Genomic DNA, 14459 nt, shown 5'->3' with positions numbered 1-14459 from the left:
TTGTTGTATTCGGTCGGGGTTGGATCGCTGGGACTCTTGGACGTATTTGTCCGGAACCTCCGGAGAACGGTGCCGCTCGGTGCGACAGTGCTGACACAAAGTGCAGTCAGGGTCGAGGAGGGGTCATGCACGAGTTGATGGTGGTTTGGTCGGACACGGGCGAGCAGGAGGGTGAGCTCTCCTGGCAGGAGCGTTCGCTCTGCGCCCAGACCGACCCGGAGGCGTTCTTCCCGGAGAAGGGCGGCTCCACGCGCGAGGCCAAGAAGGTCTGCGTGGGTTGCGAGGTGCGATCCGAGTGCCTCGAGTACGCCCTGTCCAATGACGAGAGATTCGGCATCTGGGGCGGACTGTCCGAGCGAGAGCGCCGCAAGCTGAAGAAGCGCGCGGTCTGATCGTGAGGTTCCAGCCCGGCACCTCGCTGGTGTCCGGGTGCAGGTAGCCGCTGTGCCCGACGAGCTCGCCGAAGACCTGAGCACCCCCGCTGGCGCGGGGAGTGCGTCGTCCGTGTCGTTGTCCGCCCCTCCCTCCACCGGGCAGCGACCGAACGGAACGGTCGACGCGATCGTCGTCGTGCACAACGGAGCTGCGTGGCTGGCGCAGTGTCTCGACGGCCTGGCCGCCCAGACACTGCCGCCAGCGCGGCTCGTCATCGTCGACGTCGCGAGCAGCGACACGTCGAACGCCATCGCGCGCGCCCACTCCGGCGTGCGCCGGGCGATCCCGTCCGTCGAGATCGTGCGTCTCGACGGCCGTGTGCCGATCGGGCGCGCCATCGAGTCCGGCATCGCCGCGCTCCCCGTCGGCGCCGACGCCTCGTCGAGCTGGGTGTGGGTGCTCCACGACGACACCGTGCCGCGCGCCAACGCGCTGGCGCAGCTGCTCCAGGCAGGGCTGCGCTCGAAGTCCGTCGGGGTCGCCGGTCCCAAGATCGTCGCCTGGGACGACCCGCGACGGCTCGTCGAGATGGGCATCCAGATCACCCGCACGGGCCGCCGGCTCGCCTCGCCCGCCCGCGGGGAGGCCGACCAGGGCCAGTACGACCACCGCGCGGACGTCCTCGCGGTGAGCACGAGCGGCATGCTCGTGCGACGCTCCGCCTACGACGACATCGGGGGTTTCGACCCCGCGTTCGTCGAGCACGGGGCCGATCTCGACCTCGGCTGGCGGGCCCAGCTCGCCGGTCACCGCGTCATCGTCGTGCCGGGAGCGGTCGTCCGCGACGCGTCCGCCGGCATCGACGGGGAGCGGCCCGGCGTCCCCCGGCCGCGCGAGCTCGAGCGCCGCGGCCGCCGAGCCGCCAGACAGGTCACGCTGGCGCGGTGCTCACCGCTGGCCGCGCCGTTCCTGGCCGTCTGGATGGCCCTGTCCGCCTTCGTCTCGTCGCTGACGCTGCTCGTGGCCAAACGGCCGAGGCAGGCCTGGCGCGAGCTGACCGACGTCAGCGCGTTGCTGCACCCGTTCGCGACCCTCGGAGCCCGCTGGCGCGGACGCCGGACCAAGCGGCTGCGCCGCGACCACCTCGGCACGCTCTTCGTCGCGCCGGCGGTGGCTGCGCGCACCACGATCGACCACATCCAGGACGCCATCACGCCCGAGCGCACCCGCGCGCGGCGCGAGGCGGCCCTCACGACCGAGACCGGTCCCGTCGCCGACGACTCCGAGTCGCTCGACCACCTGCCCGCCTCCCTGCCCCGTCGCATCGTCACGCACCCCGGCTTCATCGCCGTCTTCGCCGTGTTCGTCGCGACGACGGCCGCGTGGCGTGACGCCGTCCGGGCCGGGGCCCTCTCGCCCACGAACGCCGGCGTCGCCGGCGGCGAGCTGCGGCCCGTCACGACCGACGCCTCCGGCCTGTGGCACGCGTTCCGCGACGCCTGGCACGGCGCGGGACTCGGCACCGGAGCCGAGTCCGGCCCGCATCTCGCGGTGCTCTCCGCCCTGACGTGGCTCGCCGAGCGGGTCCCCGGCGTCGCCGAGAGCCGCTCGAGCGCCGGCGTGACCATCGCCTGGCTGCTCTTCCTCACCCCGTTGCTCGCGACGTGGTCGGCCTACCTCGCGGGTCGTGTCGTCACCTCCTCGCGCGTGGCCAGGGCGCTGGTCGCCCTCGCCTGGGGCACGGCCGGTGTCGCCGCGACCGGCATCTCGCAGGGCCGGGTCGGCGTGGCTGTCGTGCACGTGCTGCTGCCCTTCGTCCTCGCCGGCTTCTGCCTCGCGGCCCGCCGCGACGGCACCTTCACCGCGGCCTTCGCGACGGCGCTCGCGACCGCCGTGCTCGGGGCCTTTGCGCCGCCGCTCCTGGCGCTGTCGCTCGTGGCGGCCCTGCTGCTGCTCGTCCTCGGCCCCGGCCTGCGCCGGGCCCGCGCACTCGTGCTGCTCGTCGTGCCCACCGCGCTCCTCGGACCGTGGGTGGCGCGCTTCGTCGAGGACCCGCGTCTGCTCCTGTCGGGACCCGGCCTGGTCGCGACCTCCGACGACCGTGGCCCGTGGGGGGTGCTCGCGCACGTCCTCGGCGAGCCGGGTGCGACCAGCTGGGCCGTGTGGCTCGGTGCGCCGCTCGTCGTCCTCGGGATCATCGGCCTCGCCACGCGCGGGCGCACCCGCGCCGAGTCCGTCGGGCTGCTCGTCGGCGGGGTGCTCGCGCTGCTCGGACTCTCCGTGGCCCTCGTCTCCGAGCGGGTCGTCCTCGGCTCTGCCGAGACCGGCATCGGGCAGTCCGCCGCCGCCCACCTCTGGGCCGGCGTGGGCGTGCAGCTCTGGCTCGCCGGCCTCCTCGTCGGCGTGCTGGCGGGCAGCAGGCCCGTGCTCGCCTCGCTGGTCCGTCCCGGTCGTCGCCGGGGGTTTGCCGCTGCCGTCGCAGCCGCGACGCTGGCGGTCGTCCCGGTCCTGGCCGGCGCCGCTGCCTGGGGGATCCAGGGCATCGGCCGCACGCTCTCGGTCGGGCAGGCAACCCTGCCCGCCGTCGCCATCGAGCAGGGCCGTGGACCGCTGGGCAACCGCCTGCTGCTCCTGCGCCCGTCCGACGACGTCGTCGACTTCGTCCTGGCCGGTCAGGAGCCGGGCGAGCTGCTGCGCGACCTCGACCGCACGCCTGACGCCGACGACGCACCGCTCGTCGACGCCGTGGCCAACCTCGTCGGTGGCCGCGGTGCCGACTCCCTCGACTCCACCGCCCTCGCGCGCCTCGGCGTCGGGTTCGTGCAGGTGCGGGCGACGGCCGACTCCGCCCTCGCTCGCCGCCTCGACTCCTCCGAGGGGCTGAGCAGGCTCGGCACGAGCGAGCGCGGCATCCTCTGGAAGGTCCAACCGCTGCCGGCCGCCGACGGCGGGGTCGCCGCGACCGCACCGTCACGGGCCCGGCTCGTCGACGCCGACGGCGCCCTGCTGCAGGTCGTGCCCACGTCCGGACCGCACGCCGCGGTCGACACGACGCTGCCCGCCGGCACCGCGGCCCGTCTCGTCGTCCTGGCCGAGCCCGCCGAGTGGTCCCAGCAGGCGCTCGTGACCTTCGACGGGCGAGAGCTCAGCCCCGTGGCCGGTACCGCCCAGCCGACGTATGCCGTGCCGCCCACGGCCGGCGACCTCGAGATCGACCTCAACGCGGCCCAGCCGTGGTGGCGCCTCGCTCAGGGTCTGCTGCTCGGCTTCGTCGTCTTCATGGCCGTGCCCTTCGGCAACCGACGCTCGAGGAGGCGCACATGACGAACGTGTCCGGCATGGTCCGGGCTGGTGCCGTGGCGCTCGTCGCGGCGGGCCTCGCGGTCGGCGCCACCCGGGTGAGCGGCTCCGTCCAGCTCGCGACCCCGGGCGAGCAGGCCGGCCTGCCCGAGTCCTCCAACGTCCTGCTCGACGAGGCCTCCCTCGTGTGCCCGGGCCAGCAGCGACTCGGTGCGACCGGGCTGCGTGACGTCGAGGGCACCGTCACCGTCGCTGCGGGGACCCCCGACCAGGGCGTCGTCGCCGGCGCCCCGGCTGACGGCTCCGGCACCGTCGCGCTGCTCGGAGGGCCGTCGTCCACCGGCCTCGCCCAGAGCTCCGACCGCGGAGAGGCGGTCTCGGCCGGCACCACGGCGCCCGACGTCGTCATCGCGAGGGCGCGGGGCGCCTTCGCGCCCGGCCTCGTCGCCACCCAGGTGTGGCGCCACACCGGCGACGACGACCGTGGCCTCGCCGTGACCCCGTGCCAGCTGCCGTCGTCCGACGTGTGGCTCGTCGGCGGCGGCGCAGGCCCCTCGCGCACCGAGCGCGTTATCGTCAGCAACCCCGGCGCCAACGCCGTCTCCGTCTCCCTCGAGGTCCTGGGCCGTGGGGGACCCGTCGATGCCGCGGGCGACCGCAGCATCTCGATCCCCCCGCTCTCGCGCGAGGTCGTCTCGCTCGACGCCGTCGCGCCGGACGAGGCCGGCCCGGTCGTTCACGTCACCGCCACCGGTGGCGTCGTGTCGGCCGTGCTCGACGAGCAGTGGATCCTCGGGGCCACCGGGCGCGGCATCGACGACTCGACGCGCGCCGCCTCGCCGAGCACCGACCTCGTCGTGCCCGGGGTCGAGACGGGTGGCGGGATCTGGCTGCGCCTGGCCAACCCAGGCACCACCGAGGCCCTGGCGCAGGTGCGCCTGCTCACCGACAAGGGGGCGGTCCAGCCCGAGGCCCTCCGGGCCGTGCGCGTGCCCGCGGGCTCGACCCTCGACGTGGCCATCCCGTCCAACGCGGCGGCCATGGGTCTGGGCGTCCGGTCCGACCAGCCGCTCGTGGCGGCGGCCTGGACCGAGCGTCGCGCGACGACCGGTGACCAGATGGGCGACTTCGCCTGGACTCCCGCGACCCCGGCGCTGCGTGGCGTCGCCGGGGTCCTGCTTCCGGGACTCGACGGCACGACGAAACGCCTTCTCCTGACGGCAGGTTCGGCTCCCGCCACGGCGCAGGTGCGCCTCGGCTCCGGTGACGGTGCCCAGGTGTCAACGGTCGACGTGCCCGCCGACTCGACCGTCGCCGTCGATGCGAAGGGCGCGAAGGGCGTGTGGGTGGTGCCGACGAAGGGGACGCTGCGAGGCGCCGTCTCCGTGGCCGGGGTCGACGGGGGAGTCCCGTCCTTCTCGGTGGCCTCGCTCAGCGACGCACCCGTGCGGGCCCTGTCGGTGCCGGTGCGTCAGGTGCGCAACTAGCGACCTGGGTCACCGGCGTCGGCGCCTCACGCGCCGACGCTCACCGGCCCCGTAGGCAGCGGTCGGGAGTGGTCGGGAGCGGCCGGGAGCCGGTGGGCGGAGGGTCACTCCCCGAAGCCGGGGTCGAGCTCCTCGGGCGAGACCCCGAGCAGGCCGGCGACCTGCTCCGTGACGATGTCGGCCACGAGGGCAGCGACGTCCCGGCGGTCGGTGACGCGGGTCTCGACCGGGCGGCGGTAGACGACGATCCGCGCCGGACGGGCGCTCGTCGCCGGGTAGAGGCGCCCGAGCGGCACCTCACGGTGGTCCCACGGGGCGGGCCCACGAGGCACGTCCTCGACCGCGAACTCCACTGCGGGAAAAGCGCGCCCGCACGTCGCCTCGAGACGGGCGGCGGCGTCCAGCACGAAGTCGTCGAACTCGTCGCGGCGCGAGGTCATGGCGGGGACCGGTGGCCAGGCGAGGGGCCCCCGCCGGCCACGACCGTGCCGGTCGCGCCGACGACGACGCCCGGGCGTGCGGGGCGAGGCGGTGTCCACGTCCCCACTCTAGATCGACCCGCGCGGGGAGCGCGGACGCCACCCGGCGGCATACGTCCTCAGTCATCTCGTGCTCGGACGGCGTGGTGATTCGTCCTCTTCGGGAGGGCGGACTAGAGTCCCGGATCGTGGGTCTGACACGTGGTTGCTCGAAGACGGGATGCGCCCGTCCTGCCGTCGCGACCCTGACCTATGCCTACGCCGACCGTGCGGTCGTCGTGGGCCCGCTCGCGACGTACGCCGAGCCGCACACGTACGACCTGTGCCTCGAGCACGCCGAGCGCATGACCGCGCCTCGTGGCTGGGAGGTCGTGCGCGTGGGTGGCGACTTCCCCGAGCCGGCTCTGGCCGCCGACGACCTCCTCGCCCTGGCCGACGCCGTGCGCGAGGCCGGGCGTCCCCGCACGAGCCGCCCGGGCGAGGCCCGCACGACCTCGCGGGGCCAGGCCAACGCCGAGGCCGAGTCCGGGGCCGTCGAGTCCGGCCGCCGCGGACACCTGCGCATCCTCAAGGACTCCTGACCACTAGGGTGTTCGGCGTGCCCCACCTCGCAGACTTCGTCAAGGCCTACGACGTACGTGGAATCGTGCCCGACCAGCTCTCGCCCGACGTGGCCCACGCCATCGGCGCCGCGTTCGCCGAGGTCGTCGCCGTCCCCGACGGAGCGAGCGGGGTCGTCATCGGCCACGACATGCGCCCGAGCTCGCCCGAGCTCTCCGCGGCCTTCGCCGCCGGTGTGACCTCGCGCGGTGTCGACGTGACCGTCATCGGGCTCTGCTCGACCGACGGCCTCTACTACGCCAGCGGGGCCCTCGACCTCCCCGGCGCCATGTTCACCGCGAGCCACAACCCGGCGCAGTACAACGGCATCAAGCTGTGCCGTTCGGCGGCCCGCCCGGTCGGCCAGGACTCCGGCCTCGCCGAGATCCGCGACCTCGCCCAGTGGCTGCTCGACGGCGGCACGGGCCTCGCGCACCCGGCCGGCGGTCCCGGCTCGGTGACGACCCGCGACCTGCTCGGCGACTACGCCGCCTTCCTGCGCGGCCTCGTCGACCTGTCGGGCTCGCGCCCGCTCAAGGTCGTCGTCGACGCCGGCAACGGCATGGGCGGCCACACGGTCCCGGCCGTGCTCGGCACGGGCGGGGGCCTGCCCGAGCTGCCGCTCGAGATCGTCCCGCTCTACTTCGAGCTCGACGGCACCTTCCCGAACCACGAGGCCAACCCTCTCGACCCGGCCAACCTCGTCGACCTGCAGGCGGCCGTGCGCGAGCACGGCGCCGACATCGGCCTCGCCTTCGACGGCGACGCCGACCGCTGCTTCGTCGTCGACGCCGACGGCGAGCCCGTCTCGCCGAGCGCCGTCACCGGGCTCGTCGCGGTCCGCGAGATCCTCCGGGCCCGTGAGGGTGGCGACACCGAGGTGTCGATCGTGCACAACGTCATCTCCAGCGCCGCCGTGCGGGAGATCGTCGCCGAGCACGACGCGACCCCGGTGCGCACGCGCGTCGGACACTCCTTCATCAAGGCCGAGATGGCCCGCGCCGGAGCCGTCTTCGGCGGCGAGCACTCGGCCCACTACTACTTCCGCGACTTCTGGTACGCCGACACCGGCATGCTCGCGGCGATGCACGTGCTCGCGGCCCTCGGCGAGCAGGACGGCCCGCTGTCCGACCTCTGCGACGAGTACGAGCGCTACGTCGCGTCCGGCGAGATCAACTCGACGGTGACCGACCAGGCCGCCGTCGTCGAGCAGGTGCGCGGATGGGCGCAGGTGCGCGGAGCCGGCACGGACGAGCTCGACGGGCTCACCGTCACGAGCCCCGAGGGCGAGGCCCCGATGTGGTGGTTCAACGTGCGCGCCTCCAACACCGAGCCGCTCCTGCGGCTCAACGTCGAGGCCGCCGACCGTGAGACGATGCAGGACGTGCGCGACGAGCTGCTCGCCCTCATCCGGTCGGGCGCCGCCGCGAGCGACGAGACCGGGTCCACCACCGCCCAGGACGCAGGAGACGCTTCGTGAGCCACAGCCAGCAGACCATCGAGCCGTGGCTGCGCGGCATCCTCCGGTGCCCGCAGTGCAAGGGCGAGCTCGTCGACGCGGTGCACGCCGCGAGTGAGCACGCCGGGACCGAGACCGCCGAGACCGAGACCGCCGAGCTGCGCTGCGACACCTGCCACCTCGCCTACCCCGTCGAGGGCGGCGTCCCCGTCCTCCTCGTCGACCTCGCCCGCCGCACCGACGGCTGAGACCCGTGGGCGCCGTGTTCGACGAAGCCCGCCTCGACGACGAGGGCGCCCTGAGCTCCCTCGACTCCAGCGACACGCTGCGCGCCCTCGCCGGCGCCGGCGCCCAGGTCCGACGCACCGTCGCGGCCTCGGCCGAGGCCGGTCTCGACCGTCTGCGTGACGTCGAGCCCCGTGGGGTCGTCGTCGCGGCGGCCGGCGGGTCCGTCGCCGTGGCCGACCTCTTCGAGGCCGTGTCCCGCGGTGCCTCGGCGCTGCCGGTCCAGAGCTGCTCGTCGGGGTCGCTGCCCGGCTGGGTCGGGGCCCTCGACGTCGTCATCGCCGTGTCCCAGTCCGGTCGTGCGGCCGGCACGCTCGCCCTCGCCGCCGAGGCGGCGCGGCGTGGCGCCTTCCTCGTGACCGTCGGGGCGGCCGAGTCGCCGCTGTCCGAGGTTTGCGCGCGGGCCCACGGCGTGCACGTCCCGATCGCGGTCGACGGGGCGTCGTCGCGCACGTCCGTGTGGGCCCAGGCCACGCCGGCGCTGCTCGCCGCCGACGCCATGGGGATCGCGTCCGTCAGCCGCGAGACGCTCGCGGAGCTCGCCGACGTGCTCGACCGCGCGGCCACCGATGCGCGGCCGTCGTCCGAGTCGTTCGTCAACCCCGCCAAGGTGCTCGCGACCGAGCTCGCCGAGTCGACGCCCATCGTGCTCGGCGAGGGCCCCTTCGGCGACGTCACCGCGCGCCGGGCGGCCGCGATGTTCGGCCGCACGGGCCGGGTGCCGGTCGCCCACGGCGCGCTCCCCGACGCGGCGAGCCAGATCGTCGCGTGCTTCGACGGTCCCCTCGCCCCCGGCCAGTCCGGTGGCGGCGGGAGCGACGACATCTTCGCCGACCCGTTCCTCGACGGCCCGAGCCGGCCACCGCTGCGGCTCATCATGCTGCGCGACACCTCGCCGGGCGACCGGCACGGTCTCGCCGACACCGTCGTGTCCGTCGCCGAGGACGCCGGAGTCCGGGTCTCGCTCGTCGACGCCCCCGCCGCCGACCCCCTGCTGCGCCTCGCGCACCACGTGGCCCTCACCGACTTCGCCGCGACCTACCTCGCCCTCGGCTTCGGCTTCGACCCCGCGAACTCGCCCCACGTGCGCCTGCTGCGGGGCGCGCGGGGCGCCTGAGCCCTCCGCCACCACCGAGGGCGTATGCCGTGTGCCGGCCTCGTCGGAGCGGACGCCGTCCCGGGTCGGTCGGGTCTCCCACGTAGGCTGCCACGGTGACGGAGCACTACGACCTGGCCATCATCGGCAGCGGCTCGGGCAACTCGCTCGTGACCCCCGACTTCGACGACAAGCGCGTCGCGATCATCGAGGGCGGGACGTTCGGCGGCACCTGCCTCAACGTCGGCTGCATCCCGACGAAGATGTTCGTCTACGCCGCGGACCTCGCGCGGGACGTGCGCGAGGCCGGCCGCTACGGCGTCGACGCCACGCTCGACGGCGTGCGCTGGACCGACGTCCGCGACCGCGTCTTCGGGCGCATCGACCCCATCTCGGAGGGTGGGCGGCGCTACCGTGTCGAGGGCCCCAACACGACGGCCTACCTCGGGCACGCGCGCTTCACCGGTGAGCGGACGCTCACGGTCAACCTCGGCGACGGCCGCGAGGAGACCCTGACGGCCGACCAGGTGGTCGTGGCCGCGGGCGCCCACCCGGTCGTGCCCGACGTCGTCACCGAGTCGGGCGTGCCGTTCCACACCTCCGACACGATCATGCGCATCGACGCGCTGCCCGAGCGGCTCGCCATCATCGGGGGCGGCTTCATCGCGGCCGAGATGGCCCACGTCTTCGCCTCGTTCGGGGTGCACGTGACGGTCGTCGCACGGTCGTCGCTGCTGCTGCGTCACCTCGACACCGACATCGCGCGGCGCTTCACCGACGTGGCCCGCGAGCAGTGGGACGTGCGCACCGAGACGACGGTCACCGCCGTCGAGGTCGGCGCCGGGGGAGCGGGAGTGCGGCTGCGCCTCGACGACGACACCGCGGTCGACGCCGACCTGCTGCTCGTCGCCACCGGTCGCGTGCCCAACAGCGCCGGGCTCGGTGTCGATGCCGGCGGTCTGACCCTGCTCGACGACGGGCGCGTCGAGGTGGACGCCTACGGCCGCACGGGAGCCCCGGGCGTGTGGGCCCTCGGCGACATCAGCGCTCCCCACCAGCTCAAGCACCTGGCCAACGCCGAGGCGCGGACCATCGCGCACAACCTCGTGCACCCCGACGACCTGCGCCGACTGCCGCACGACAACGTGCCGTCCGGCGTCTTCAGCCACCCCCAGGTCGCCACCGTGGGGCTCACCGAGCAGGAGTGCGTCGAGCAGGGACGCGCGCACACGGCCTACGTCCAGGCCTACGGCGACACGGCATACGGCTGGGCCATGGAGGACACGACGGGCGTCTGCAAGCTCGTGGCCGACCCCACGACGGGCCTGCTCCTGGGAGCCCACCTCATGGGTCCCCAGGCGACCTCCCTCATCCAGCCGCTCGTGCAGGGGATGGCGTTCGGCACGACGGTCCACGACCTCGCCCGCGGGCAGTACTGGATCCACCCGGCGCTCGCGGAGGTCGTCGAGAACGCGTTGCTCGGGCTGAAGCTCGACGACCCGGCCTGAGCACGTTCCCAGCCGACTCCCAGACCACCTTAGGATGACGCCATGGCAGGCGGACTCGTAGCGCTACTCGACGACATCGCGGCACTCGTGAAGCTCGCGGCGGCGTCCGTCGACGACGTGGGCGCGGCCGCCGCGAAGGCCAGCGTCAAGGCGACCGGTGTCGTCGTCGACGACACGGCCGTGACCCCGCGCTACGTGCAGGGCCTGGCGCCCGAGCGCGAGCTGCCGATCATCAAGCGGATCGCCCTCGGCTCGCTGCGCAACAAGCTGCTCATCATCCTCCCCGTGATCATGCTGCTCAGCCAGTTCGTGCCGTGGCTGCTGACGCCGATCCTCATGGTCGGTGGCGCCTACCTCGCCTACGAGGGCGCCGAGAAGGTCTGGGAGATCGTCTCGGGTCACAAGGAGGAGGAGCCCGAGCCCGGCGAGGTCGACGAGAAGGCCGTCGTCTCCGGCGCGATCCGGACCGACTTCATCCTCTCGGCCGAGATCATGGTCATCGCCCTCAACGAGGTCGACACCGAGCCGTTCGTCTCCCGCCTCATCATCCTCGTCATCGTCGCCCTGCTCATCACGGCGCTCGTCTACGGCGTCGTCGGCCTCATCGTCAAGATGGACGACGTCGGCCTGCACCTCGCCCAGCGCGAGTCGGGCGCCTCGCAGCGCATCGGCCGCGGCCTCGTCAAGGGCATGCCGAAGCTGCTCTCGGTCCTGTCGACGGTCGGCATCGCCGCGATGCTCTGGGTCGGTGGCCACATCCTGCTCGTCGGCGTCGACGAGCTGGGCTGGCACGCGCTCTACGACCTCGTCCACCACCTCGAGGAGGGGGTGGCCGGGGTGGCCGGCATCGGTGGCTTCCTCGCGTGGGTCGTCAACACCCTCGCGTCGGCCCTCATCGGTCTCGTCGTCGGCGCCGTCGTCGTCGCGGTCCTGCACGTCATCCCGCGCCGCAAGAAGCACGACGAGGCCGCGACCACGCACTGACGCGCCTGCGTGGTCCAGCCGCGCACCTCGGGGTCGATCACACCGCGTATGCCGTGTGCCGCTGTCCACAAGGTGTGTTCCCGAGTATGGGGTAGCCTCGAGCCTCCGTCCACACCCCGGTCCCGGCACCCGCCGGTGTCCACAGCGGGGGCCGCAGCATCGGGGACGGCGGCGCGTGGCGGGCACCCTGACGGCATGGACCTCGCACCGGCTCTCGTGCCCCACTGCGACGACGACGTCGTCGACGCCGCCCGACTGCACGAGGTCGGCCTGACCTCGCACGACATCGAGCGGCTCTGCCGGGACGGGCGCCTGCACGCCTCGTTCGCGGCGGGTCCGCCACCCGTGAGCCGGTGGACGCCGTCGACCGGCACCTGCTCAGCCTGCGGGCGCTGCTCCGCCACTTCGAGGGCCGGGTCGTGGCCAGCCACCACTCGCGGCTGCTCGCGGTCGGGATCCCGGTCTGGCGAGCCGACCTCTCGCTCGTGCACCTCACCCGGGTCCGCGACCGCGGGTCGAGGTCGCGTCAGGGCTACCGGGTGCATCCCGCCCTACCGGCAGCGCACGTCGGCGAGACCACGGCGGGACCCGTCCTGCCGATCGCCGTCGCGGTGGTGCAGACCGGGATCCTCAACGGCCCGATGGACGCCCTCATCGCCGCCGACGCAGCGCTGCACGCCGAGCTCGTCACGACGCAGGGCATCGAGCAGGCGCTCCGGGTGTTCGCGGGTCGCACCGGGATCGCGCCCGTCCGAGCTGCGCTGGCCCACGCGGACGGCCGGCACGAGTCACCGGGCGAGACCCGGCTCGCAGCGGTGCTGCGCGGGCTGGAGATCCGTGCGACGCCCCAGGTGTGGATCCGGACGAGGCAGGGGCGCAAGCGGGTCGACGCACTGCTCGACGACCATCCCGTCGTCCTCGAGTTCGACGGTCCGGTGAAGTACCGCCCCGCCGCAGGTGCCGTCCGTCCGGGCGGGGGCGGCGTCATGACCGGCCTGCCGGCCGACAACCCCCTCTTCGCGGAGAAGGTCCGCGAGGACGCGATCCGCGACGAGGACTACGAGGTCGTCCGCGTGGTCTGGTCACAGCTCGGTGACCCCGGCGGCATCCGACGCCGGATCGAGAGCGCAGTGCGCCGAGCTGCGCGTCGTGCCGCCTGACCGGCCCGGCGACCACCCCACCGCAGCCGCACACGTCGAGGCCGGCGCCACACCGGGCGCGGTGGGTGGGCGACCGGAGGGTGTGTGGCTGCCGCAGGAGGTGGACACGCAGCCGGCAGGGCTCGACAGGTGATTCGAGCCGGCGCGGCGCGCGGCTAGACTGGGCGACTGCCGGCGTGGGTGATGACCCGCCAGATGAGCCCAGAGGGGCGCGCCGGGTCTGCAGACCGACGATCAAAGGAAACGATCACTCATGTCCTTCGACTACAAGGTTGCCGACCTGAGCCTCGCCGAGGCCGGCCGACACCAGCTCCGACTCGCCGAGCACGAGATGCCCGGCCTGATGGCGATCCGCGAGGAGTACGCCGAGGCCCAGCCCCTCAAGGGCGCGCGCATCGCCGGGTCGCTCCACATGACCGTCCAGACGGCCGTGCTCATCGAGACGCTCACCGCTCTCGGCGCCGAGGTCCGCTGGGCCTCCTGCAACATCTACTCGACGCAGGACGAGGCCGCTGCGGCCGTCGTCGTGGGCCCCAAGGGCAGCGCCGACGACCTCCAGGGCGTCCCCGTCTTCGCCTGGAAGGGCGAGACGCTCCCCGAGTACTGGTGGTGCACCGACCAGATCCTCACGTGGCCCGGCGGTGAGGGTCCGAACATGATCCTCGACGACGGCGGCGACGCGACGATGCTCGTGCACAAGGGCCGCGAGTGGGAGAAGGCCGGCCAGGTGCCGCCGACGACCGAGGATGACTCCGAGGAGTTCGGCGTCTTCAAGGAGCTCGTGCGCCAGACGCTGGCCACCGACCCCCAGAAGTGGACGACGGTCGCCGACGGCATCAAGGGCGTCACCGAGGAGACCACCACCGGTGTCCACCGCCTCTACCAGCTGGCCGAGGCCGGCGAGCTGCTCTTCCCGGCCATCAACGTCAACGACGCGGTGACCAAGAGCAAGTTCGACAACACCTACGGCTGCCGCCACTCGCTCATCGACGGCCTCAACCGCGCCACCGACGTCCTCATCGGTGGCAAGGTCGCCGTCGTCGCCGGCTACGGCGACGTGGGCAAGGGCTGTGCCGAGTCCCTCCGTGGCCAGGGCGCCCGCGTCATCGTCACCGAGATCGACCCGATCTGTGCGCTGCAGGCCGCGATGGAGGGCTTCCAGGTCGCCCGCCTCGAGGACGTCGTCGAGACCGCCGACATCTTCATCACGACGACCGGCTGCTACGACGTCATCACGGCCGAGCACATGACGAAGATGAAGAACAAGGCGATCGTGGCCAACATCGGCCACTTCGACAACGAGATCGACATGGCCGGCCTCGCGCGTGTCCCCGGCATCCAGAAGACCGAGATCAAGCCGCAGGTCCACGAGTGGACGTTCACGTCGGGCAGCTCGATCATCGTGCTCTCCGAGGGGCGCCTCATGAACCTCGGCAACGCGACCGGCCACCCGAGCTTCGTCATGAGCAACTCGTTCTCCAACCAGACGATCGCCCAGATCGAGCTCTTCACGAAGACCGGCGACTACGCCAAGCAGGTCTACACCCTGCCGAAGCACCTCGACGAGAAGGTCGCCCGCCTGCACCTCGACGCCCTCGGCGTCCGGCTCACCGAGCTGACCAAGGGCCAGGCCGAGTACCTCGGCGTCGACGTCGCGGGCCCGTACAAGCCGGAGCACTACCGCTACTGAGCCCACCCGGCGCCCGCCCCGCACCGGGGCGCCCGG

The 14459-nt window shown here is 73.4% G+C and carries 12 protein-coding genes; 11 read left to right on the top strand and 1 reads right to left on the bottom strand.

The genetic code is table 11. The annotated features are described in order from the left end of the window. Positions 1 to 125: 125 nt before the first annotated feature. The 3 genes from ACSSS0_RS04420 to ACSSS0_RS04410 all read left to right on the top strand — a co-directional run bounded on the left by ACSSS0_RS04420 (position 126) and on the right by ACSSS0_RS04410 (position 5162). Positions 126 to 392, top strand: a complete 267-nt coding sequence (locus ACSSS0_RS04420) for a WhiB family transcriptional regulator (protein WP_020143018.1) — start codon at positions 126 to 128, stop codon at positions 390 to 392. Between the two features lie 178 nt (positions 393 to 570). Further along, complete coding sequence (locus ACSSS0_RS04415) at positions 571 to 3699, top strand: glycosyltransferase (RefSeq protein ID WP_487230194.1); 3129 nt, start codon at positions 571 to 573, stop codon at positions 3697 to 3699. Continuing rightward, positions 3696 to 5162: a DUF5719 family protein gene (locus ACSSS0_RS04410; RefSeq protein ID WP_487230193.1), complete on the top strand. Its 1467-nt coding sequence runs from the start codon at positions 3696 to 3698 to the stop codon at positions 5160 to 5162. The genes ACSSS0_RS04415 and ACSSS0_RS04410 overlap by 4 nt, the downstream gene beginning before the upstream one ends. Positions 5163 to 5266: 104 nt before the next feature. Here the strand turns inward: ACSSS0_RS04410 and ACSSS0_RS04405 are convergent, their stop codons facing one another. Continuing rightward, on the bottom strand, positions 5267 to 5701 hold the full coding sequence (locus ACSSS0_RS04405) for a metallopeptidase family protein (protein ID WP_435985130.1): 435 nt from the start codon (positions 5699 to 5701) through the stop codon (positions 5267 to 5269). A 128-nt stretch (positions 5702 to 5829) separates the two neighbouring features. On the opposite strand from ACSSS0_RS04405, the gene ACSSS0_RS04400 reads away from it, so the two are divergent. The 8 genes from ACSSS0_RS04400 to ahcY all read left to right on the top strand — a co-directional run bounded on the left by ACSSS0_RS04400 (position 5830) and on the right by ahcY (position 14423). Beyond that, entirely contained in the window at positions 5830 to 6222 is a 393-nt protein-coding gene (locus tag ACSSS0_RS04400) for a DUF3499 domain-containing protein (RefSeq protein ID WP_435985131.1), read from the top strand. Positions 6223 to 6230: 8 nt separating this feature from the next. Beyond that, complete coding sequence (locus ACSSS0_RS04395) at positions 6231 to 7721, top strand: phosphomannomutase/phosphoglucomutase (protein ID WP_487230192.1); 1491 nt, start codon at positions 6231 to 6233, stop codon at positions 7719 to 7721. Next, positions 7718 to 7948: a Trm112 family protein gene (locus ACSSS0_RS04390; RefSeq protein ID WP_435985133.1), complete on the top strand. Its 231-nt coding sequence runs from the start codon at positions 7718 to 7720 to the stop codon at positions 7946 to 7948. Before ACSSS0_RS04395 ends, ACSSS0_RS04390 begins: the two co-directional genes overlap by 4 nt. A gap of 5 nt (positions 7949 to 7953) precedes the next feature. Further along, entirely contained in the window at positions 7954 to 9102 is a 1149-nt protein-coding gene (locus ACSSS0_RS04385) for an SIS domain-containing protein (protein ID WP_435985134.1), read from the top strand. 95 nt (positions 9103 to 9197) lie between these two features. After that, positions 9198 to 10589: a mycothione reductase gene (locus tag ACSSS0_RS04380; protein WP_487230191.1), complete on the top strand. Its 1392-nt coding sequence runs from the start codon at positions 9198 to 9200 to the stop codon at positions 10587 to 10589. A 42-nt stretch (positions 10590 to 10631) separates the two neighbouring features. Then, a complete protein-coding gene (locus ACSSS0_RS04375; RefSeq protein ID WP_435985136.1) occupies positions 10632 to 11573 on the top strand; it encodes a DUF808 domain-containing protein in 942 nt (313 codons plus the stop codon). Positions 11574 to 11926: 353 nt separating this feature from the next. Beyond that, positions 11927 to 12733 (top strand): hypothetical protein, encoded by an 807-nt coding sequence (locus ACSSS0_RS04370; RefSeq protein WP_487230190.1) that lies wholly within the window; start codon positions 11927 to 11929, stop codon positions 12731 to 12733. Positions 12734 to 12986: 253 nt separating this feature from the next. After that, a complete protein-coding gene (gene ahcY / locus ACSSS0_RS04365; protein ID WP_487230189.1) occupies positions 12987 to 14423 on the top strand; it encodes an adenosylhomocysteinase in 1437 nt (478 codons plus the stop codon). Positions 14424 to 14459 lie beyond the last annotated feature (36 nt).

The sequence above is a fragment of the Terrabacter sp. R4-6 genome (assembly GCF_057529065.1).
The sequence above is the reverse complement of the archived record's forward strand: the minus strand, read 5'-3'. Positions and strand labels throughout refer to the sequence as shown.